This window comes from Klebsiella sp. CN_Kp066 (assembly GCF_040065135.1).
In the GTDB taxonomy this organism is placed as follows: domain Bacteria; phylum Pseudomonadota; class Gammaproteobacteria; order Enterobacterales; family Enterobacteriaceae; genus Klebsiella; species Klebsiella oxytoca.
Map to the genome: position 1 here is coordinate 49268 of NZ_JBEAIU010000001.1, position 22157 is coordinate 71424.

General features: G+C 55.6%; 20 protein-coding genes and 1 pseudogene. 8 read left to right on the forward strand and 13 right to left on the reverse strand.

Going from position 1 to position 22157, the window contains the following annotated elements; genetic code table 11:
* Nucleotides 1–58: 58 nt before the first annotated feature.
* A complete protein-coding gene (locus ABLV75_RS00210) occupies nucleotides 59–988 on the forward strand; it encodes a LysR family transcriptional regulator (protein WP_016809118.1) in 930 nt (309 codons plus the stop codon).
* Nucleotides 989–1246: 258 nt separating this feature from the next.
* Nucleotides 1247–1860 (forward strand): annotated as a pseudogene (locus ABLV75_RS00215) (helix-turn-helix domain-containing protein); the annotation flags it as partial.
* A gap of 279 nt (nucleotides 1861–2139) precedes the next feature.
* Here ABLV75_RS00215 and ABLV75_RS00220 read toward each other — a convergent pair.
* Nucleotides 2140–2538 (reverse strand): NUDIX domain-containing protein, encoded by a 399-nt coding sequence (locus ABLV75_RS00220; protein ID WP_032704823.1) that lies wholly within the window; start codon nucleotides 2536–2538, stop codon nucleotides 2140–2142.
* Between the two features lie 211 nt (nucleotides 2539–2749).
* Here ABLV75_RS00220 and ABLV75_RS00225 point away from each other — a divergent pair, with 211 nt between their 5' ends.
* Nucleotides 2750–3730 carry a LacI family DNA-binding transcriptional regulator gene (locus ABLV75_RS00225; protein WP_004099966.1) on the forward strand — a complete coding sequence of 327 codons (981 nt, stop codon included), beginning with the start codon at nucleotides 2750–2752 and terminating at the stop codon, nucleotides 3728–3730.
* Between the two features lie 3 nt (nucleotides 3731–3733).
* On the opposite strand, the gene ABLV75_RS00230 is transcribed toward ABLV75_RS00225, so the two are convergent.
* Together ABLV75_RS00230 and ABLV75_RS00235 are read right to left on the reverse strand one after the other, a co-directional pair.
* A complete protein-coding gene (locus tag ABLV75_RS00230; protein ID WP_004099968.1) occupies nucleotides 3734–4978 on the reverse strand; it encodes a mechanosensitive ion channel family protein in 1245 nt (414 codons plus the stop codon).
* Nucleotides 4979–5055: 77 nt separating this feature from the next.
* On the reverse strand, nucleotides 5056–6483 hold the full coding sequence (locus ABLV75_RS00235; protein ID WP_004099971.1) for an MFS transporter: 1428 nt from the start codon (nucleotides 6481–6483) through the stop codon (nucleotides 5056–5058).
* A gap of 109 nt (nucleotides 6484–6592) precedes the next feature.
* Between ABLV75_RS00235 and ABLV75_RS00240 the strand changes: the two genes are divergently transcribed.
* From ABLV75_RS00240 to ABLV75_RS00250, 3 genes are all read left to right on the forward strand, one after another.
* Nucleotides 6593–7459 carry a helix-turn-helix transcriptional regulator gene (locus ABLV75_RS00240; protein ID WP_004099973.1) on the forward strand — a complete coding sequence of 289 codons (867 nt, stop codon included), beginning with the start codon at nucleotides 6593–6595 and terminating at the stop codon, nucleotides 7457–7459.
* A gap of 193 nt (nucleotides 7460–7652) precedes the next feature.
* Complete coding sequence (locus ABLV75_RS00245) at nucleotides 7653–8690, forward strand: hypothetical protein (RefSeq protein WP_004099976.1); 1038 nt, start codon at nucleotides 7653–7655, stop codon at nucleotides 8688–8690.
* 91 nt (nucleotides 8691–8781) lie between these two features.
* A complete protein-coding gene (locus ABLV75_RS00250) occupies nucleotides 8782–11511 on the forward strand; it encodes a sigma-54-dependent transcriptional regulator (protein WP_016809123.1) in 2730 nt (909 codons plus the stop codon).
* 52 nt (nucleotides 11512–11563) lie between these two features.
* Here the strand turns inward: ABLV75_RS00250 and ABLV75_RS00255 are convergent, their stop codons facing one another.
* The 9 genes from ABLV75_RS00255 to ABLV75_RS00295 all read right to left on the reverse strand — a co-directional run bounded on the left by ABLV75_RS00255 (nucleotide 11564) and on the right by ABLV75_RS00295 (nucleotide 18176).
* On the reverse strand, nucleotides 11564–12550 hold the full coding sequence (locus ABLV75_RS00255; protein WP_004099979.1) for an SIS domain-containing protein: 987 nt from the start codon (nucleotides 12548–12550) through the stop codon (nucleotides 11564–11566).
* Between the two features lie 64 nt (nucleotides 12551–12614).
* On the reverse strand, nucleotides 12615–13676 hold the full coding sequence (locus ABLV75_RS00260) for an SIS domain-containing protein (RefSeq protein ID WP_004099981.1): 1062 nt from the start codon (nucleotides 13674–13676) through the stop codon (nucleotides 12615–12617).
* 17 nt (nucleotides 13677–13693) lie between these two features.
* Nucleotides 13694–14548, reverse strand: a complete 855-nt coding sequence (locus tag ABLV75_RS00265) for a PTS system mannose/fructose/sorbose family transporter subunit IID (RefSeq protein WP_004099982.1) — start codon at nucleotides 14546–14548, stop codon at nucleotides 13694–13696.
* Nucleotides 14549–14550: 2 nt separating this feature from the next.
* Nucleotides 14551–15294, reverse strand: coding sequence for a PTS mannose/fructose/sorbose/N-acetylgalactosamine transporter subunit IIC (locus ABLV75_RS00270; RefSeq protein WP_004099986.1), 744 nt, complete (start codon nucleotides 15292–15294; stop codon nucleotides 14551–14553).
* Nucleotides 15295–15308: 14 nt separating this feature from the next.
* On the reverse strand, nucleotides 15309–15779 hold the full coding sequence (locus tag ABLV75_RS00275; protein ID WP_004099987.1) for a PTS sugar transporter subunit IIB: 471 nt from the start codon (nucleotides 15777–15779) through the stop codon (nucleotides 15309–15311).
* Nucleotides 15772–16206: a PTS sugar transporter subunit IIA gene (locus ABLV75_RS00280; protein ID WP_004099989.1), complete on the reverse strand. Its 435-nt coding sequence runs from the start codon at nucleotides 16204–16206 to the stop codon at nucleotides 15772–15774. Before ABLV75_RS00280 ends, ABLV75_RS00275 begins: the two co-directional genes overlap by 8 nt.
* A gap of 248 nt (nucleotides 16207–16454) precedes the next feature.
* Nucleotides 16455–17108, reverse strand: a complete 654-nt coding sequence (nfsB, locus tag ABLV75_RS00285) for an oxygen-insensitive NAD(P)H nitroreductase (protein ID WP_004111163.1) — start codon at nucleotides 17106–17108, stop codon at nucleotides 16455–16457.
* Nucleotides 17109–17226: 118 nt separating this feature from the next.
* The gene (locus tag ABLV75_RS00290) at nucleotides 17227–17595 is read right to left on the reverse strand and encodes an MmcQ/YjbR family DNA-binding protein (protein ID WP_004099993.1); all 369 of its coding nucleotides are present in this window, start codon (nucleotides 17593–17595) and stop codon (nucleotides 17227–17229) included.
* On the reverse strand, nucleotides 17595–18176 hold the full coding sequence (locus ABLV75_RS00295; protein WP_004099994.1) for a TetR/AcrR family transcriptional regulator: 582 nt from the start codon (nucleotides 18174–18176) through the stop codon (nucleotides 17595–17597). Before ABLV75_RS00295 ends, ABLV75_RS00290 begins: the two co-directional genes overlap by 1 nt.
* Before the next feature lie 190 nt (nucleotides 18177–18366).
* Between ABLV75_RS00295 and ABLV75_RS00300 the strand changes: the two genes are divergently transcribed.
* Entirely contained in the window at nucleotides 18367–19467 is a 1101-nt protein-coding gene (locus ABLV75_RS00300; RefSeq protein WP_004099995.1) for an MBL fold metallo-hydrolase, read from the forward strand.
* 32 nt (nucleotides 19468–19499) lie between these two features.
* Nucleotides 19500–19841: a RamA family antibiotic efflux transcriptional regulator gene (locus tag ABLV75_RS00305; protein WP_004099996.1), complete on the forward strand. Its 342-nt coding sequence runs from the start codon at nucleotides 19500–19502 to the stop codon at nucleotides 19839–19841.
* A gap of 36 nt (nucleotides 19842–19877) precedes the next feature.
* Here ABLV75_RS00305 and ABLV75_RS00310 read toward each other — a convergent pair whose 3' ends face one another.
* Nucleotides 19878–22022: a TonB-dependent siderophore receptor gene (locus ABLV75_RS00310; RefSeq protein WP_004099998.1), complete on the reverse strand. Its 2145-nt coding sequence runs from the start codon at nucleotides 22020–22022 to the stop codon at nucleotides 19878–19880.
* Nucleotides 22023–22157 lie beyond the last annotated feature (135 nt).

The following is a 22157-nucleotide window of genomic DNA, read 5'->3' on the forward strand; positions in this document are numbered from 1 at the left end:
TGAAAAACACTCTTCACACTGGTGAATAATCAGCGGCTATTATCAGGAAAAATGAATAATGGATCGGTTTTCAGCCCTTAAAGTTTTTACGCGCGTTGTCGAAGCCAACAGTTTTACCCGGGCCGCAGACTCCCTGAATATGCCCAATGCCACCCTGAGTAAAGCGATTCAACAGCTTGAATCGCATCTTGGCGTGTGCCTGCTGCAGCGCACGACCCGACGCATTACCGTCACGCCGGAAGGGCGTGAATACTATGAAAAAGCGGTGCGGATTCTGAAAGAACTGGATGAGGTGGATGCCTCATTTCGCGCTGCCCGCAATAAACCAAAAGGGCATCTGCGCGTCGCGGTAGGCGGCTCCACCGCTCGCGACGTGCTGATCCCGCTGTTGGCTGATTTTATGGCAACCTATCCGGATATTCGTATCGACCTGGCGGTTGCCGACAGCCCCTCGGACCTTATCAGCGGCAATATCGACTGCGCGATCAGAGGAGGTCCGCTGGACGACTCGACCCTAATCGCGCGCAAAATCGGCGAAGCGACGATCGTGACCTGCGCCACGCCGGACTATTTCAGGCTTTATGGTGTTCCCGCGTATCCCGATGAGTTGAAGAACGGACATCGGCTGGTCAGCTATTTATCTCCCGCCAGCGGAAGAGCCTTCCCGTTCCGCTTTCTGGCTAACGGCATCGCGCAAGAGATCAAAACGGAACATCACCTTGGCGTAAATGAGAGCAACACGCATATTGCGGCAGCGGAGGCTGGGCTGGGGATTGTTCAGACCTTCTCATATTCGCTGAGAAATGCGCTGGCGAACGGATTACTGGTGGAAATATTGAATAAATGGCGTCCGGCTCCTTATCCCTTTCACGTGGTTTATGCGCAGAATCGCCATGTCACATCCCGACTGCGCGTATTTATCGACTGGCTGGCGGAGACATTCCCGGCGGCGGTGAAGGGGTCATTGCCCACAAGAACCAAAGAATGATGATAGCCTGCGAATTTTATGTATTGCGTGATGATAAATTAAGTCACAAAAAATATTATGCTCGCTTCGACTAAGGGAATCAGGTCAGATATGTTTTGATATATATTATATGATATAGTTAAATTATATGGAGATTCTATTAAAATATTTAATAGGATCTGTTAACGTTATTTTCCTTGCGGTCTGGAAGTATAAATTAGTCTTTTGTTTTCTATATTTATAGTAAATATAATAGCGGCAGGGATTTTTGTTTATAGTATGTTTGATATTCCATCTGTATCTTTTGGAAAATATTTTTAGCCACTCAAGAGGTAAGCGTAATGCCGGCAGGTGACCATGAGATTAAATGTATGGCGTGTGGTTTAAACTGCCCTATTGAAGCGGAAGATAAAATGGAGCGATCCCTTTGCGGAGAGAGGAAATTTTCTGTATGGCCAGATAAAAACTATTATTTTAAGCGAGCGGTTAATGATTTGGTTTTCCGTGAAATTACCTGTTTTCTGCCTGAAGGAATGGTGGTGGTGGATTTCTCCCTCGACAATATTTTGTATTTTCTGCATGAGGAGTGGGCTGAAAAACTGCAGGAGACCGGGCTGAAAGTTATTTTACTCGCGGATAAGAGCATGCTGCCCATGGCTAATTTTTGGATGCTGCGCTCCGGGTTATTATGGTCGGTGGTAGAGGTCAACGATAGCTTAAGCAGCTTAATCAAGAAAATAAAACGCATCATGCTGGGGCGAAATCTTCGCTGCCGGCGCACACCGTCGCTGACGGAGCATGAAATGAAGACGCTGCGCCTGCTGGCGGACGGGCACTCCAGTCAGGATATCGCCCACATCATGGCGTGCGATACCCGCAGCGTCTACCGCTTTCTTTTGGATTATAGGGGAAAGGATTGTCTGGCGAAATATGATCTGGCGTACAAAACCGGGCGTTTTTAAGCGCTAAAACACGTCGCAGTTTGCAGGGAAGTAAATCAGAAGGATGTGCTAAATCTTCACCGGAAGAAGCGGGCAATGCTTCTCGGTGAAATGGGGCGCTTCAGCCTGAACTGGCTTTGTCTGGAAGCCGCCGTAGCGCCACCGGGACGATGGCAGCGTGGATTTTGACTTGCAGACAAATGAGCCAATATTTTCGATGCGCCCGGGCGCTTACGCCTCTTTCAGCAGAGGAAGCAGGTGATTCTCGGTAAGAGGAGCAAGCTTAATATGCCGATCCTGGCCCGGCGTATACCAGATAACTTCTTCTATTTCGGCCGTCGGCGTAAAATTCGCTCTGTTGGTGGCTATCTGAAAGATATCCGCAGAGACCGTATGGCCCGGCTCGTTTGCCGCCGTATCGGTGAAACGGCCGACCGGAACCAGTTCTTCAGGTGAAACGCTAAAGTTGAGCTCCTCTTCGAGCTCGCGGATCAGCGCCGCTTCCGGGGTTTCCCCGATTTCAGGCTTTCCACCGGGCTGCATAAAGTACTCAGTCCCTCGTTTGCGTACTAAAAGACAGCGTCCTTGACCGTCGACGATCGTTGCCGCCGCGATGTGAATATTTTTTATGGTGTTCAAGAGATACCCCAGTTATATACCGATAGTGTTCAACGACCCGCGTTCGTTTCGCTTCTCGCGAAACAACGCCTGGGCCATCATGATAACGGCCTTAGCGTGCTAATCAATCCCGTCAATTCTCGCAAAACCTGCTGACGGCGCGGGCGGCGCTCATTTATGATAGCCTGCGAAATATAACGTCTATGCGGGAAGTGCAGCCTCTATGTCAATTCAGAAAATCGCTCGCCTGGCGGGCGTCTCGGTGGCGACGGTATCGCGGGTATTGAATAACAGCGATACCGTTAAAGCGAAGAATCGCGAACGTGTGCTGCAGGCGATCAAAGAGAGTAACTACCAGCCTAATCTGCTGGCCCGCCAGCTGCGAACGGCCCGCAGCAATATGATTCTGGTGATGGTCTCTAATATCGCTAACCCCTTTTGCGCCGAGGTGGTCAAGGGTATTGAAGAAGAGGCGGAAAAGAACGGCTACCGGATCCTGCTGTGTAATTCCGGCTCGGATTTGGCCCGTTCTACCTCTGGCCTGCAGCTGCTCTCCGGCAAAATGGTCGACGGCATCATCACCATGAACGCGCTCTCCAGCCTGCCGGAACTGACCACCATGATCGGCGACGCGCCCTGGGTACAGTGCGCGGAATATGCCGATAACGGCAGCATCTCCTGCGTCGGCATCAACGATGTCGACGCGGCGCAGGGCGCCGTTTCCCGGCTGGTTGACGGCGGGCGAAAACGCATTGCCTTAATCAACCACGATCTCAGCTATCGCTACTCGCGCCTGCGCGAGCGCGGCTACAAAAGCGTGCTGCACGTTCGCGAACTGGCGTATCAACAGGTCACTTACGCCAGCGACCTGAGCGCCGCCGCCGGTACCCGGGCGATGGAAACGCTGCTGGCGCAGAAAGAGAAACCGGATGCGGTATTTGCGGTCTCAGATTCGCTGGCGGCGGGCGCGCTGCGGGCTATCGCTCAGGCCGGATTGCGGGTGCCGGAAGATATTGCGGTAATCGGTTTTGATGGTACCGAACTGGCCGAAGTGGTATCACCGCAGTTGACCACCGTGGAACAGCCTTCGCGCGAGATTGGCCGTACCGCCGTGACGCTACTGATGAAGAGAATCGATAATCCCGACGCTGCGGTCGAGCGGGTGATGATGGACTGGCGCGTGATCCCCCGCGCCAGCACCTGAGTTTTACCCGGATACCGCGCCCGCCAGCGAACGAATATCGTTGCCGGTGGGGGACTGGTGAATACGCAGGCCGAACTCATCAACCACGGCAAAAACGTGGTCGAAAATATCCGCCTGAATGCTCTCATATTCCGCCCACACCACGGTGTTGGTGAAGCAGTAAATCTCAATCGGCAGGCCGCTGGCGTCCGGAGCCAGCTGGCGCACCATCAGCGTCATGTCCTTACGGATGCGCGAATGGTTGCGTAAATACTCCTGCAAATAAGCGCGGAAGGTGCCGATATTGGTCATTTTGCGCTGGTTTAGCACCGACTGGTCGGTGGCGTTCTGCTGGTTCCACAGGCTAATTTCCTGATGACGCGAATCCATATACGGCTTCAGCAGCCGGGCCTGAATTAAGCGCTGCTGCTCCTGTTCATCGAGAAAATGAATGCTGGTGGTATCGATATTCAGGCTGCGCTTAATCCGGCGACCGCCGGATGCCGACATACCGCTCCAGTTTTTAAACGAGTCGGAAACCAGCGACCAGGTGGGAATGGTGGTGATGGTATTGTCCCAGTTGCGCACTTTCACCGTGGTCAGGCCGATGTCGATCACCGCGCCGTCGGCGCCATATTTCGGCATCTCCAGCCAGTCGCCGAGCTTGAGCATATCGTTGGCGGAGAGCTGAATACCTGCCACCAGGCCGAGAATCGGGTCTTTGAACACCAGCATCAGTACCGCGGCCATCGCGCCGAGGCCGCTAATCAGAATCGCCGGCGACTGGCCAATCAGTAAGGAGATAACCAGAATGCCGACAATAATCGCGCAGACCAGCTTAATTCCCTGAAATATCCCTTTAAGCGGCAGTTGAGAAGCGGTGGCGAATTTCTGCGATAAATTGAACACTACGTCCAGCAGCGAAAAGAAGGACAGCATCGCGTAGATCATCACCCACAGCTGCGCGCAGGTAGTGAGTATTTCCGCCGCCTCGCTGCCTTTTTGTAGCCATAGCACCGCCTGCACATTGACGATAATCCCCTGCAGGGTGAAGGCCAGACGATGAAATAATTTGTTCTGGGTAATAATTTGCAACCATAGGTGGCTGCTGGCCTGCGCCCGCTTTTCGAAGGTACGCAGCACCACTTTGTGCAGAATAAGGTGAACGACAATCGCCGTCAGAAAAATAATGCCGAAGATAATAATGAGTGAGGTGGTGGGGGTAATTTTGATGCCTAATGCGGCGATGTGCGATATTAATTCCTGCATAACGTCTCCTTTACATCCAGCGGTTATGATGACCGCTGGATGTCTATTATGCAAATCGCAGGTTACGCCGATGTGAATTATGGCGTCGCTACCGCCGGACGGACGTTAAGGTGTCGGCGTAGCCACAGCGCGATGGCGCCCAGTACCAGCATCATCACCACTTCCACCGCCAGGAAATCGATCAGCGCCCGGGGATAGTCGCCGCCGCTGCGCTGGGCGAGAGTTAAGAATAGCGACCCGAGAATTGCCGGGCCCAGGCCCAGCGTCGCCTGCTGCAGGGTGCTGAGAATTGCGCTCCCGGCCCCGGCGTCAGAAGCGCTGATGTCGCGCATCCCGATGCGATAAAAGCTGTTCACGATCAGCGCCTGCCCGTAGCCGATAAGCGCCGTGGAGGGGACCAGCGCCAGGGTGCTGGTGTGGGTAGCGAGGCGATAAAAGGTCGCGCACAGCAGCAGCAGGCCGACAATCTGCACCGACAGGCCAGTCAGCAAAATGCGTCCCATGCTGTAGCGGGCAATCAGCTTCGGCGCGTACAGCGCGGAGATGAAGTAGGCCACGCCGAGCGCGATAAAGCTATTCCCGGACTGCCACGGCGCCATTCCCAGACCGGCCTGCATGGTCAACGCCATACAGAACATAAATCCGGACCAGGCGCTGAAAAAGAGCAGGGCGATGGCCATGCCAAAGCGAATGCTGGTGAGCTTCAGCAGGCGAGGCGGCAATAGCGGCTGCTCGCCGCGCTGCTGTTTGCTCAGCGCGCTGGCCCGCATCCAGACCAGCAGCGGCAGCACCGCAGCTAACATCAGCTGCAGCGTCCACGGCCAGTGCAGCTCCGGCCCCAGCGCCATCGGAAACAGCAGGCAGCAGAGGATCAGCGCAAGGCTGAAGGTGCCCTGCCAGTCGATGCGCGAATGCGCTTCGCGCCGGGTCTCCGGGACGTATCGCGGACTAAAGGCCAGCACCAGCAGGCAGATCGGCACATTAATAAAGAAGGCATTCCGCCAGCCTAAACCGGCGATATCCGCCGAGACCAGCCAGCCGCCGCCCATCTGACCGACGATAAAGGCGATACCGCCAATGCCGCCGTACAGGCTGATGGCCCGGGCGTGGGCGTTGCCTTTGAGGGTGATATGCAGCGTGGCGAGGATCTGCGGCACGATTAGCGCCGCGCCGGCGCCCTGGACCGTGCGCGCCGCCAGCAGCGTGGTGATAGAGTTTGCCATTCCGCACAGCAGGGAGGCGACGCCAAAAATCGCCACGCCCCACATAAACAGACGGCGGCGGCCATAGTTATCGCCAAGTTTGCTGCCCATCGCCAGGCAGACGGCAAAGGCGACGCCGTACAGCGCGACGATCAGCTCCAGCTGGGTGGCGCTGGCGTTCAGCGATTGGGTGATGGAGTCCAGCGCGACGTTGGCGATCGAGGTGTCGATCAGCGGCAGCATCTGGCCGGTCAACAGAAGGAATAAACCGGCGCGGCCGGGTGAAACAGCAGACGAATTCATCGGATCTCTCCATTGCGTCATTCAGCGGATGGCCGTAGCATCACCGATAAATTAAACGGGTACCAGTTCCTGCTTATACTGGTATTGGCACTACCATGCTGGAGGTTTTATGACGACCATGCCGCAACGTGAATCGACGATCGCCGCGCCCGATGATGCCCGTAAACAGCTGGGGGCATTTCTGCGCGCCCGGCGTGAGAGCCTCGATCCGCAGCGCCTGGGGTTGCCGCGCGTTGGCCGACGACGCACGCCGGGTCTGCGGCGGGAAGAGGTGGCGATGCTGGCGGAGGTCGGCGTCACCTGGTACACCTGGCTGGAGCAGGGGCGGGACGTTAATCCGTCCGAGGCCGTGCTGGTGTCGGTGGCGAACGCGCTGCAGTGCAGCCCGCTGGAGACCCGGCACCTGTTTGTCCTGGCCGGACTGACGCCGCCGGAAGCCGCGCAGGTCACGGTATGCGAAGGCATCAGCCCCGGCACCCGGCGGATGCTTGATAGCCTGATGCCGCAGCCCGCCAGTATTCAGAAGCCGAGCTTCGATATTGTGGCCTGGAACGACAGCTTCTGCCGCCTGATGGGTATCGATTTCGCCACCATTCCGGAAGAGGATCGCAACTGTATTTATCTGTATCTGACCAATGAAACCTGGCGCAGCCGTATTGAAAATCGCGATGTGCTGGCGACGTTTGTCTCCTATTTTCGCGCGGCGATGGCGGAGCACCGCGGCGATCCGCTGTGGGAGAATAAGCTGGCGCGCTTTTTTGCCGCGTCGGCGGAGTTTGAGTCCCTCTGGCATCAGCGCTATGAGGTGCGCGGGGTGGAAAATCAGGTGAAAAACTTTAACCATCCGCAGCTCGGACGCTTCAGCCTGCAGCAGATGTACTGGTACTCGGCCCCGCGTAACGGCTCGCGCCTGCTGGTCTATTTGCCGATGGATGAAATGGGCGAACGGGCGCTGGCGTGGCTGGATAAACACTAATGACAAGGAATCAGATTGCTGACAAAGTTCAATCTTCAGGAACTGCCCGGCGGCGCGATGCTTGCGCAGGCCTACAGCGCATTGCATAGCAGGTTGATATTGCGGTTTTTCGTAGGCCCGGCAAGGCGCCGCCCGGCAGAAATGCGAGCACAATAGCCAAAAAAAGGTTTGTCATCAGTCTCAAGGAATGCCCATGAATATTACCCGTAAAGAGCAGCGCATTATTCAGCGCGCGCTAAAGGCGTGGCAGGCCAGCGGCGATTTAGCCCCTGAGGATAGCCAGCGGCTGGCGCAAACGCTGCGCGTCTCTCCCTTCGACTGGCAGCGGCTGAGCCGCTATGCGTTCTGGACCGCGCTGGCCTGCGTGCTGGTCGCGCTGGGCAGCCTGTTTGCCGACAGCGCCCTGATTGAGCTTCTGCTGAGCCTGTTCAGCCGCTCGGCGCTGACGCGAATCATCCTGCCCGCGCTGCTGGCGGTGGCCTGCTACGCCTGGGGTTTTCGCCGCCAGCGGCGGGAAACGCAGTGGCACTACAGCACTGAGGCGATCCTCTTTCTGGGGGTTATTTTTACCGCCGTGGCGCTGTGGCAGCTTGGCGAACGTCTGGATACCGGCAGCGGTCATATCGCGCCGCTGTTCCTGGCCGGATGCCTGATTTACGGCGCGATTGGCTTTTTTGCTCGCTCCGGGCTGGTGTGGCTCTTTTTTCTGCTGTCGCTGGGCAACTGGTTCGGTGCAGAAACCGGCTACGTTTCGGGCTGGGGCGCCTACTGGCTGGGCATGAACTACCCGATCCGCTTCGTGCTGTTCGGCGGCGCGCTGCTTGCGCTCTGCTACGGCGCGCAACACGCTTTGCGCCAGCGCCAGCTGTTTACCGTCAGTAAAGCGATGGGGCTGATCTATCTGTTTATCGCCCTGTGGATCCTGTCGATTTTTGGCAACTATGACCTGGATAGCTGGTCCAGCATAGCGCAAAGGCAGCTGCTGCCGTGGGGGCTGCTGTTCGCCGTGGCGGCGGGGATCTGTATCTATATCAGCCTGAAAACCGACGACGGCATGCTGCGCGGCTTCGGTCTGACGTTCCTGGCGATCAACCTCTATACCCGTTTCTTCGAGTTCTTCTGGGATGGCGTGCACAAAGTCGCATTTTTCCTGATCCTCGCAGTCTCGCTGGCGGTAATTGGCCGCTATGCGGAGCGCATCTGGCATGCGGGAAGGGTAACCCATGAATAATTAAGCTTTTTTAAGAAGTGTGGCAGGGGGCAGCGACGTCTTACGCGAATTGTCGTATAAGCGAATTTTACGCTTTTGACAGGGGCGCAAGATGAATAAGGAGTCGATTTTTCGCCAGCTAGAACAACGGATCGTCGGGCGACCGCTGACCGCGGAAGCGCTTGGCGAGTTTAATGCGATGGCGATTGCCGATAGCCTGAAGCAAAAACGCAGTATCATCAGCCATCATCTGAATAATCTCCATCGCGAGCAGCGGGTGGTCAAAGTAAATGGTCGCCCGGTGCTGTTTTTACCCATTGCCGCGCTGCGCGACCACCACCGCCTCGCGGTTCGACACGGCGAATACGCTTCCCTTCAGGCCCTGTGCGCTGAGCGCCAGGATAGTCTGGCGCAGCTGATAGGCGCTCAGGGCAGCCTGCAGGAAGCTTTGCGGCAGTGCAAGGCCGCCATCAGCTACCCCGGCGCAGGTCTACCGCTTCTGCTGCGCGGTCCCACCGGCACGGGGAAAAGTTTCCTTGCGCGCCAGCTCTGGCGTTATGCGATGGAACAGGGCGTTTTGCCTGCCGATGCGCCTTTTACCGTGTTTAACTGCGCTGAGTACGCGAATAATCCAGAGCTGCTGACCTCGAAATTATTCGGGCACGCGAAGGGCGCCTTTACCGGTGCGGATAAATCAGTCCCCGGTCTTATCGAGACCAGCAACGGCGGGGTACTGTTTATTGATGAGGTTCATCGTCTGCCCCCCGAAGGACAGGAGAAGCTGTTCCATTTTATGGATAACGGTAGCTGGCGGCGGCTGGGGGAGAGCAGCGAGGAGCGCAGCGCCACGGTACGGCTGATTTTTGCTTCAACGGAGGATCTGGAAAAGCACTTCCTGGCGACTTTTATACGTCGTATTCCGGTGATCGTCAAAATCCTGCCGATCGCCGAGCGTGGACAGTATGAAAGACTGGCGTTTATCCATCACTTTTTTCGCCGTGAAGCGCAGCGATTACATCACGATCTGGCGCTGGACGGCGAAATCATCAGCCAGCTGATGCGCGAAACGCTCGAGGGTAACGTCGGCGGACTAGAGAATTTGATCCGCAATATTTGCGCCAGCGCCTGGACATTTGGCGAGCGGGATAGCGATCTTTTACAGATAAAAGCGGGTTTACTGCCCGACCGGTTGCTGGCGGATGCGCCTTTTTCTCTTCAGCAAAATAGCGAACGGGTCATGATTTACCGCGATGGCGACGCGCAGCCTTTGTTTTCCGGTCGTCATCATGAGTATCAACGGCTAACGGAAAATATTTGCAGCCTCTGCGAGGAACTCGGGAAGGACAATATCAGCGCAAGGACCTTTGAAAAGCTCATTTATCAAAACGTGACGCTCTATCTCGATGCGTTGATGAATCAGGAGAGCGCGGTCTCTCTTCAGGACAAGCGGCTGCGCTTTATTGAGGATGTGGGCAAGGCGATCGCCGCCAATTACGATCTCCAGCTGAATGCCGAATTCGCCTATCTTACTGGCCGCTACCTGACCAGCCTGCCTCTTGCTCCGCGCAGCGTTGCCGAGCCCGCGCGTCTGGTGATGCAGCGCTGGCTGGAGTCCTCAGCGGGGCTGGCGCAGCGTATCGCGGGGAAACTACTGGATGTCGTCAATAACAAATACGATCTGCTCATCGATACGCTTGACCGCCTGGCGGTTGCCGCTATCGTCAGCAATGCGATTGATGCGACCAGCGGCGGAAAAGTGAAAGCGGTGATTATCGCCCACGGCTATTCGACCGCCAGCAGCATTGCGGGGGTCGCCAATCGCCTGATTGGCGAGAAGATCTACCAGGCGATGGACATGCCGATGGAGGTGGCGTTCAGCGACGTCAGCCGCGCCGTGGTTGATTATCTCCAGCATACCGATACCCGAGCCGGAGTCATGGTGCTTATCGATATGGGCTATACCAAAGAGATTGCCGATGCGCTTTTGTCGGTGATTAACGGCCCGCTGGTGGTGGTGGATAACGTCACGACGCGCATGGCGCTGAACGTCGCCAGCGAGATCGCGCTGGGGAAAAATATCGAACATATTGCCGAAGAGATCGTGCCGCTCAATCAGTCGCGCTGGGATGTCTTCTGGCCGACAGAAAAAAAAGAGCGTGCTCTGCTGGTGACCTGCATTACCGGAATCGGTACTGCGTTTAAATTTAAAAATCTGATGGAGAAGAGCCTGCTCAGCGACTTTGATATTAACATTATCGCCTGCGAGTATACGCGCTTAAAAAATAGCCGCACGGCGATATCCTTGCTCCACCAGTATGAAGTGATTGCGGTTGTGGGTACGCACGACCCACAGCTGGCGGGGGTGCCATGGGTAGGTATTGAAGAGCTGCTGGGCGAGCAGGGGCATCGGCATCTCAGTCAGCTCTTAAGCGGCTATCTCAATGAGAAGCAAATTGCGCTGATTAATAAAAATATGGTTCGTGAGTTTTCGCTGCATAACGTCGTCAACTCCTTGACGATACTGAATGCCGGAAAAACGATGAGCCATATTGAGACTATTATTGCAGAGTGGCAAAACACGCTTGGCTTTAATTTTAATAATAATTTAATTATTAGCCTGTATGTGCATCTCAGCTGCATGATTGAGCGTCTGGTAATGCGTAATGAAATTACCCATTATAAAAATCTTGAGCAATTTTCTCGCCAGCACGGAGAATTTATTGCTATGGTGAACCACTCGTTTCAGCGCCTGAAAATACTCTATAACGTGACGCTGCCGGTAGCGGAAATTGGTTATATTCACGATATTTTTGAATTACGCGTTGACGATTTTCGCTGGTAATCCTCAGCGCAGCCCCGGAGCAGGTCGCCGGGGCTGGCAGAGGGTTAGCGAATTAATATTCGACTTTCCACATATAGCGGCGGGTGGTCAGAGGATGGTTGCGGGCGGTGGCCAGCGCCAGGTTGTACACATCAAGAACGCAGTTGTGCAGCAGGCCGCAGAAATATTCGCGCACGCTGGCGTGAAGCGCATCAATTCCCACTTTTTCCACGTCAATAATCTGCAGTTTTCCCTGATAGCGTTCGATAAAGCGGATCGCGCGATCGTCCAGCGGACGGGTGCGGCCGCTGCTTTTTAATAAAATGAACGGCGTTCCCGGTTCGGTAATCTCAAAGGGGCCGTGGAAATACTCGCCGCTATGGATGCTGGCGGAGTTAATCCACTGCATCTCCAACAGAATACAGATGGATTCCTGATGCGCGGCACCGAACGAAGGACCGCTGCCCATCATATAAATGACCTTTTCACTTTTCCAGGCTTCGGCAAAATGCTGCGCATCCGCTTGCACCTGCTGCTGAGCGCCGCGCACCACGGATTCAAAACTGGCAAAGGCGCTGACCATCTCAGCGTAATGGTCGTATCCTTCTGTTTGCGCCAGGATCTCCAGCGCCAGCCACAGGCTGTACGCCGCTTTTTGCTGTGTCGGATCGACAGTTTCGGGATAGCGAGCCCAGCAGTATTCGATAGTGTAATCGCTGTGTTCGCACAGCGGCGTGCCGGGGGTATATACCAGTCCAATCGTAGCCGCGCCTTTTTGACGCGCGATGCGGGCGGCTTCGACCGTTTCAGCGGTGTTGCCCTGCTGAGAGGCAAGGATCACCACGCTATTTTCCCCTAATGCTTGCGGCGTCGCGTGGACAAATTCATTACTGGTCACATAACCGACGGCCAGCTTTTTCGCTTCACAATCGAGAAAATATTTCCCCGGCCAGAAGCCGGTCAACGAACCCCCGCAGCCAACAAACCACACGCGTTCAATACGTTGCCTGGTTAAAATATCGCGAATAATATGGTGGGCGTTTTTCTGAGCTATAGACATATTGGTCTCCTTGAGATGTAAAGGGTCCTCCGCTGCATGGCGGATAACTTTTACAGGGCATTATTTAATTAAGTTTTTTACTTTTCATTTTCTGGTGGAACTGCGGATCCTTAGGTATTGCGGGATCGACACCCTTCACTGGCGGTAGCCTGGCGCAAACCATTTGCAATGGAATAATATATTCAAAGATTGCAAAGTCTGGATCGTTAATAAACGTAAAGGGCATGTTCTTACCGTTATTGTCAACATGCGGGCCAATGCGATAAATATGCGGCGTCCAACCAGACAGTATTTCCGCCAGACGATCCTGACGCTCATCGGGATGCGGATCGAGCATAATCAGGGTTGAACGCTCATCGAAGGCGTTATAGATCCCGTGGATGAATTCCTCAAATTCATAGCCGGCCACCGGGCAGCGCAGCGTTTCAAGCATCTTTAGCGCGCCTTCCTGAACGGTGCCAAACAGTCCTGCCGGGCCGGTCAGGCGAATATCTGCGCTGTCGATAAGCGGCCGGGCGTGATTGAGAACCCACGCCTGCGAGGCCTCAATGAGCGTCGGCAAATGATTGAACGTCCTCTCCATGCGGACGAGTAGCGCCTTGCGCTCCTCATCGCTCAGGCGCTGCTGGCGGCTGGCGACGGCAAGCGCAAGCAGTATCAGGTTGAGTATGGTGCAGTGATAACCTTTGGTTTTGGCGCCGGCGCGCTCTTCTCCACAGGGGACCGTCAGGATCAAATCTGCCGCCTGGTCGATGGCAGCTGGCGCTTCCCCGGCCATGGAAGCGGTAAGGTGCCCGGCTGCCCGGGCGCGCTCCATTGCGGCGAGAGTGGAGAGGCTGCCGCCTCCCTGAGAAATGCCGATGACCAGCGCTTTATCGCTGAGGGATAGAGCCGTCTCGTCCAGCAGGAAGGGCCAGTACACATCGACCGGGATGCCGCACCACTGCTGCATAAACGACCGCGCGGTCAGCGCGCCGTGGTAAGACGTACCGGAACCGGTCAGGATGATTCGAGAGATCCCGCGATCCGCCAGCGCTTTCGCCGCTTGCCAGAGATCTTCCCGCGTCTGCGTTAGCATAGCGAGCAGGCGAGCGGGGGTTTCATTCATATAGTCTTCTACGTGCATGGGTGATATTCCTCTTCTTAAAGCAGGCCTAACGCGCTGGCTGCCATGCCAAATGCGATGGTGCCTAACAGGATCCAGTTGATGTTGACTCCCTTACGGATCAGCTTGTACATCCCAAGGGTGAAAAGCAGAGGCAGCAGCGAAGGAAGTATTTTGTCGATAAACTCCTGTGCCTTCATGGTCGTCTGCCCGGCAGTGAAGCTGAGCGGGGTGGTGATATCTATCATACTGGCGGTCATCGCGCCGACGACCATCAGGCCAACGATTGACGCGATATAGGTGACCCGATCCATGAGTCCGCTTTGGTAAATCCGCATCAGCCAGGTGGTGCCAGCCCGATAGCCGAGCTTCAGCCCATACCAGCGGCATAACAGATGCGGTAGGTTATAAACTAACAACGCCATTATCGGTCCCAGGAGGCTGCCCTGCTGGGCGAAATAAATTCCCATCCCGGCGGCAATCACCTTCAATGACCCCCAGAATATGGAATCACCGATACCCGCCAGCGGCCCCATCAGGCTGGTTTTAATCGCGTTTATCGATTCTTCATTAAATTCGGGATTGCGCTGATTCTCCTCTTCCATAGCGATCGACAAGCCGAAGATAAAGGTGGAGAGGTGCGGCGTGGTGTTAAACAGCACCAGATGGCGCTGCAGGGCGCGCCCCAGTTCCGTCGGGTCCTGATAGATACGCTTCAGGGCCGGCGACATTGCGAAGGCGTAGCCCATATGCTGCTGGCGCTCGTAGTTCCACGAGCCCTGCAGCGTAAAGGAGCGCCAGAACACGCTGCGTAAATCCCGAGCGGTGACCCGGCTTGCGTCATCGCTTTGCGGCTGGGCGGCGCCTGACAGGGTCTGCGTCATTTCACTCATGATTAGCTCTCCTGCTGCTTAAGATTAAGAAACTGGCTGATGATAAAAGCCAACACCACGGCGAATAGCGCGATGGCGATGATATCCAGTTTGGTATATGCCGCTATCAGAAAGCCCAGACCGAGGTACGGCATAAGTTTGCTGCTGAGCATCATGCTGATCAGCAGGGCGAAGCCGAGCGCCGGCAGGATCTTACTGGCGACGATCAATCCGTTGGTGATCACCGGCGGAATCGCCTCAAGGAACCAGCTAACCGCCGAAGAGCCGAGCAGGATGGCGAAAAAAACCGGCAGAAATCCGTTTAAAAAATAGAGCAGCGTCGGACCGCCGAGGTGCATCAGGCCGACCATCCGGGTATTACCTTGCGCCGCATAGCGGTCCGCCAGATGACCGAAGCGGGCGTTCACCACGCGTACCAGAATGCCCAGCGTTTGCGCCAGCATTGAGACGGGGATGGCGATGGTGAGTGCAGCCTCCGGACCGCGGCCGGACATGATCGAAAACGCGGTCGCCAGTACGGAGCCGGTCACGATATCGGGTGGGTGCGCGGCGCCGATGGCGACGTTGCCGAGAAAAATAAGCTCCAGCGTAGCGCCAATCAGAATCCCCTCATGCAGATTGCCGCAGACCAGACCGGTGAGGGCGCACATCACCAGCGGCCGGTCGATCATCGATACCCCAAGCAGGCGGCCATCGAGGATCCCCAGGGCGGCAATCAGTCCGAGTAACGTTGCGGTGAGCAACATAGTGACCTCCGAAGTTAAAGTTGTTCGTTGAGGAGCTCGGCCGAGTGGGCGGGTACCTGACGCATCTCCAGCCGAATGCCTTTCTCTTTCAGCGCTCTGCTATCGGCGATTTCCTCTTCGGTCAGATAGATGGCCTTGCCGAATTGTCTTGCGCCCTCCTTCTGCGGCAGACCGCCGTAGTTAATGGCGTTAATTCCCGGGACTTTTTCTACCAGCGCGAGGGTTTCAGCAGTATTGCCAAGGACCACCATGACTTTTTTATGATCCAACTTGCCGCCGTTAAGCTTTTCCGCCGCCTGTTCAACGGTGGCGATGTCCAGCGTGACGCCCGCCGGCTTGGCCAGGTTAAGCGACATCGTAATGAAGGCATCCGCCGCGGCTTTGGCGTTAGCGACGATGATATGGTCGATATCCAGCGCTCGGGTCCAGGCAAAAACCACCTGGCCGTGCAGCAGCCGATAATCAATGCGCACGAGTTTAATCATGAGATTCTCCCTGTGGGTCAGAGGATGGTTGTGTTAGTAGAGGGTTGATGAAAACAATGGATTCACGCGCCGCGCTGGTGGCGTAGACAATCGCGGCCTCGGTAGTGGCTTCTTCGCACAGCAGAAACTCCAGCAGCAGAGTCAGATTGATGCCGGCGACCACGAAAACGTTACGATGGCGCATCAAGACGCTCACGGCGCTATTGTTGATACTGCCGCCAAGCAGGTCGGTAAAGATCACCACTTCATCACCATTCGCCTGGACGATGAGATGCTCCAGGGTTTGCTCCAGCTGTTCGGTGGTCACGATATCTTCGTCATAGGCGCAGACCGGGATAACGCCGTGTTCGTCGCCAATCAGCAGCGATAAACTGTTCACCAGTCCGCGAGCAAAATGGCCGTGGCTGGCCACATAGATATGTTTCACCCGGTTTCTCCTTCATCCAGATAGTGGTATCTGTTAAGAGCAAAGGGCGTGCCAGAAATAAAAAATATTATTTATCAATTAATTAAAGCGGCTGGTTCACACTAAAGGCGTTATTCCTGGCACAAGCGGGCTTATTAACGCCGGAAACCTGGCACAAAAGGCAGAAAAAGAGGGGGAAAGAGTGGGGGGAGAAAGTCCCGGGCGAGACGCTGCTGCGCCATGGCCCGGGCGTTCCCGGCAGAAGGGAATTAAATCTCGGTAATCGTCGTCGCCTGCGGCAGGCGTGATTTCGGCAGGGAGGCGTTAAAGTCTTCAACGCTATGATGGCCGACCGGCACCACGACCAGGCTGGTGTAGCCCTTGGCCTTCAGGTCAAATTCGGCATCGAGAATTGCGAAATCGACGCCTTCAATCGGTACGGCGTCCAGGCCCATTGCCGCCACGCCCAGCAGGAAGTTGCCGACGTTCAGATACACCTGCTTCGCCATCCACTGGTCGTCGTCATGCAGATCTTTGCGGTGCATATCGGCAAAGAAGGTGCGGCCTTTATGGTTTGCCGCTTTGGCTTCGGCGTTAGCAAAGCGGCCATCGGCCTCTTCCTGATCGACCACGCGCTCAAGCCAGGCGTCGTCCATTGCGGTTTTGGCGCAGAACACCACCACGTGCGATGCGTCGAGAATTTTACGTTCGTTAAACACGTAGGTGCCGCTCGCCGCTTTGGCGACGCGCGCTTTGCCTTCATCGCTGCTGGCAACGATAAAATGCCACGGCTGGGAGTTGGTGCTTGACGGGCTGTACTGCAGCAGCGTTTTCAGGTTTTCCGCCTGCTCGGCAGTTAGCTTTTTGGTGGCGTCAAATGCCTTGGTGGAGTAGCGCTTTAAGGCAACCGATACGATATCCATACTCTTCCTCACTGTTTACAACCCCTTGCGGGTGCGTTTCGTGAAGGAAGAGTACAGCGATGGCGGGCAAATGATAAGGGGCAAAAATGCGATAACACTTATCGCGCAGCGCTGAAAATCACCCCGGGCGCAGCCGCTGCTGCTCTTTTTTGCTCAGTTTATCGACGATCAGATTCCACGAATCATCAATCAGCTCCGCCAGCAGGTCCACGCTGATATCCTCGCCGGGAACCACGGTGATCCAGTGCTTTTTGTTCATGTGATAGCCGGGCTCGATGCTGCGGTAAATGGCCTGATGAAGCAGCGATTTTTGCGGATCGCACTTCAGGTTGACCAGCGCGCGGCCGCGTACCGTTGCGGTGAGCATAAAAATCCGCCCGCCGACTTTAAACACATCGTACTCCGGGCCGAACGGCCAGCAGTGCTCGGTAAAGGGAAGCTCCAGCGCAATACGGTGCGCGTGGTCATGCAGCGAGCGGTGGTCCATCAGCGCGTATCCTCATGTAACGCCTGCCACATTGCTTCAAAGCCTAGCGCAATGAGCTCCGGGGCACGCTGCGGATCGTTGCTGGCGTACTCAATCGTGGTTTCCGCCAGCGACAGAAACAGCGCATCGCCAAAGGTGCGATAGGCATCGCTAAGAAAAATTGGCTTAACCGAAAGCTGGCATATCTCGTTGAGCTCAGGAAACATCTCTTTAACCCGGGTACGCGTTTCATCGGTAATCCGTTCGCTCAGGGACATGCGGCGTATGGCTTTATGCTCCATCGGTTTGCGCATACCCCAGTCGATATAGCTGTTCCAGATATTGCGGGCATTCTCTTTCGGACGGGATTCGTTCGGTTTAAGACTGGCCACCATGACCTGTACTAACCCCGATTTGATAGAGAGATAAAGCTCGTTAAGCAGATCGTCCTTGGTGGCAAAGTAGCGAAACAGCGTCCCCTCGGCTACCCCGGCGCTGCGGGCGATAGCGGAGGTTGAGGCGGCGATTCCCGACTGGGCAAAGGCGGCGGTTGCGGCCTCCAGTAACGCTTGCTTTTTATCTTCACTCTTAGGACGAGCCACTACACTTTACCTCACAGGTTATAAAACCACGATCTAAGCATGCCCGGTACGGGCACTGCAACGTTGTCTGTCAAAATTTGAAAATCGTCTTGACGACTTTCAGCTTCTTCCTAATAATGAGTGCTTACTCACTCATAATCAACCCTTATAACAAAAACCTCCAGGAAGGAGGATTTCGCCAGGTCAGGATATGAACCGTGTCATTTTCAGCGTGGTCGCCATCATGTTATTAGCGTTAGCAACAACTTTGCCGTTTGTGTTAAATGCCGGATTTGGCCAGGCGCCGCAGGGCGCGCAGCTCAGCCTGGTGGAACAGTCGCCGCACTATCATGACGGCCAGTTTCACAATCAGCTCCCGACGCCGGGTTTTACCGGGCAAAAAAATATGCTGGCCGCGTGGTGGGAGTTTCTCGTCGCCAGGCGCGAGAACGCCAGACCGGCCCAGCCGCTGCCGTTGGTGAACACCGATCTGGCGGGCCTGCCGTCAGGGCAGGACGCGATGGTCTGGCTCGGTCACTCCTCCTGGTATCTGCAGCTGGCGGGCAAACGCATCCTGATTGATCCCGTATTTAGCAACTATGCCGCACCCTTCTCTTTTATTAATAAGGCCTTTACCGGGGATTACCCATGGCACGCTGAGGGAATGCCGGAGATCGACCTGCTGATCATCTCGCACGATCACTATGATCATCTCGATTACGCCACCATCAAAGCCCTGATGCCGAAGGTCAAGCGCGTGATAACGCCGCTGGGCGTGGGGTCGCACCTGCGCTACTGGGGAATGGAGAGCGCGATAATCAGCGAGGCGGACTGGAATCAGGCGCTGCAGGTGAGCGATGAGCTGACGGTACACGTCCTGCCCGCGCGCCACTTCTCCGGCCGCGGCCTCAAGCGCAACCAGACCCTATGGGCCAGCTTTATGTTCGTTACCCCGCAGCAGAAAATTTACTACAGCGGCGACAGCGGCTACGGCCCGCACTTTAAAGCCATTGGCGAACAGTTTGGCGAAGTGGATTTAGCGATCATGGAAAACGGTCAGTATGACCAGGACTGGAAGTACATCCACATGATGCCGGAAGAGACGGCGCAGGCCGCTGACGATATTCATGCACGCGCGGTGCTGCCGGGCCATGCCGGGCGCTTCGTGCTGGCAAAACACACGTGGGACGATCCGTATAAACGACTGGCGGAGGCCAGCACAGGGCGACCGTGGCGACTGCTGACGCCTATGCTGGGTGAGCCGGTTTGGGTCGCTGATAAAACGCAATCATTTAACGCCTGGTGGCGCTAACGATGAGAGTGGTTCAGGAGGAGAGAGGACATATGACTATTTCCGCTCAGGTCATTGATACTATCGTCGAGTGGATTGATGAAAATTTGCATCAACCGCTACGTATTGACGATATTGCGCGCCATGCCGGTTATTCGAAGTGGCATTTACAACGACTGTTTTTACAGTACAAAGGGGAGAGTCTGGGGCGCTATATCCGCGAGCGTAAGCTGCTGCTGGCGGCGCGCGATCTGCGCGATACCGATCAGCGGGTTTACGATATTTGCCTGAAATACGGCTTTGACTCGCAGCAAACTTTTACCCGCATCTTCACCCGTACGTTTAACCAGCCGCCGGGCGCCTACCGTAAAGAAAATCACAGCCGCGCGCATTGAAAAAGCGTCCGCCGGGGAAACCGGCGGAGGCTGTTCTTACCAGGCGTAGCTGACCGTTGCCGTCACCGTCCGACCAATGCCGTAGAAGCAGGCGCTATCGCTGGCGCAGGAGGCCACATACCTGGTATCCGCGATGTTGTTTACGTTGAACTGTACCTGCGCGCCTTTCAGGCTCGAGTTTAGCTCGCCCAATTCATAGCTGACCATGGCGTCATACAGATCTACCGCCGGAACCTTAAAGGTGTTTTTCGCATCGCCATAGCTGGTACCGATATAGCGTACGCCCACTCCCGCAGTCAGGCTTTTCAGCGCGCCGTCCGGCAGGGTATAGCTGGTGAAGGCTGAAGCCATATGGGTCGGAATACGCGCTGGCGTTTTCCCTTCGGTACCGACAACGGTAGTGTTGACGGTTTCTGCATCGGTATAAGTGTATGAAGCGATCAGATTGAGATTCTCAAAGAGCGTCGCGTGCGCTTCGGCCTCAACCCCTTTGGAACGCACTTTACCGCTATTCTCAAACCATCCGGCGGCGCTGTTGTAGGTGGCGACGTTACTTTGCGTTAAATCATACAGCGCAAGGGTGATTAGCGCGTTTGGGTCAGGCTGGTATTTCACGCCGACTTCCACCTGCTTGCCTTCGCTGGGATCGAACGGTCCAACGCCAGGCGCGCGGTTGGTTTGCAGGTTAGGTTCAAAGGAGGTGCTGTAGCTGATATAGGGGGAAAGACCGGAATCAAAGGCGTACAGCAGGCCGGTGCGCCAGGTGAACTTATTATCATTCTGCTGGGTGCTGCTGGCGTCGGTAAAATCGGTGGTGCGTACTTCCGCCCAGTCATAGCGCCCGGAAACTAACAGTTCCCAGTTCTGCCAGCTCAGCTGATCCTGAACATAGACCCCAGCCTGATCGAGATTTTGCTGTTCATTAGTGGCGGGGCTGAAGGCGCTTTCATCGACGCTAACGCCGTAGGTCGGGCTGCGCCAGTCGAGATCGTACTGCGAGCCTCCGGCCCGGCCAAGATACTGCTTATCTTTACTGGTTTTGTAATCCAGACCGCCAATCACCGTATGGGCCACCTGGCCGCTGGCAAACTTTGCTTCGAGCTGGTTATCAATGCCAAACTCATCGGTCTGGCGCGTTTCATGCTGGGCGCGGCGGGAGAGTACCGAGCTGTTGGCGGGGCTACTGGAATAAACCAGGTATCGATACTTCTGTTTGATGGTGGCGTAGCGGGCGTTCTGGCGCAGAGTAAAGGTATCGTCTGGCTGGTGCTCAAATTCATAGCCAATCATCGTTTGTTCCCGCCACGACTGATTGTAGCTGGGATCGCTGACGTTAAAATCACGCGGAATATAGCTGCCGTCGACGCTTTCCACCGTACCGTAGCGCGGCAGGAAGTTACGGTAACCGGCATCCGGGTCTTTCTGATAGCTGGTTAATAACGTCATGCGCGTGGCGTCATCAGGATACCAGGTGAGGGCGGGGGCGATGGCCATCCGCGTCTCTTTATAATCTTCAACCTGGCTATTCTGGGTACGGGCGATCCCGTTCAGACGATAGAGCAGGCGGCCATCATCGCTCAGCGGGCCGCCAAAATCGAAAGCGCCTTCGGCAAGATGATGATTGCCGGTGCGGAACTGCAGTTCATGAATCGGCTGGCTGACAGGGCGTTTGCTGGTCATGGCGATCAGCCCGCCGGGGTTTACCTGGCCAAACAGCACCGAGGCCGGGCCGCGTACCAGCTCGACGCGTTCCAGCAGCCACGGGTCGAAAGTACCGGTTTGCGAGGAGGCCGTCGCGCCGTAGCTCAGGCCATCGAGAAACTTGGGCACATAGCTAAAGCCGCGAACGAAAACCTCGTCGTTGCGGTTAGATGAACCGCGATATTCGGTAAAAACGCCCGCGCTATAGCGCAGCGCCTGGGATACCGAGGTGACGTCCAGCGCGCGCATTTGATCGCGGGTAACCACCGATACTGACTGCGGCGTTTTGACGATCTCTGCGGCGGTTTTTGTCGCGGATAGCGTCCTGGTGGCCACTATTCCCTTAAGCGGCGCTGTAGGATCTTCGCTACTGCCCGCGGTGACGACAAGCGTTTCCTCCGCCGCCAGCGCCTGATTCCCGATCGAAGATACCGCCAGAGTCGCAGTCCATAATGCTGTTATCTTATTATATTTAAACATATTTATGATTTTTCCTTGGTTAAATCGCCATCAAAAACCGCCCTCATCGAAGTGAATCCTTCAGCGGTCATCATTAACGGCCTTAATGTTATTGCAAATGGTTATTATTTGCATTAGCGTTATTAACAAATTCTT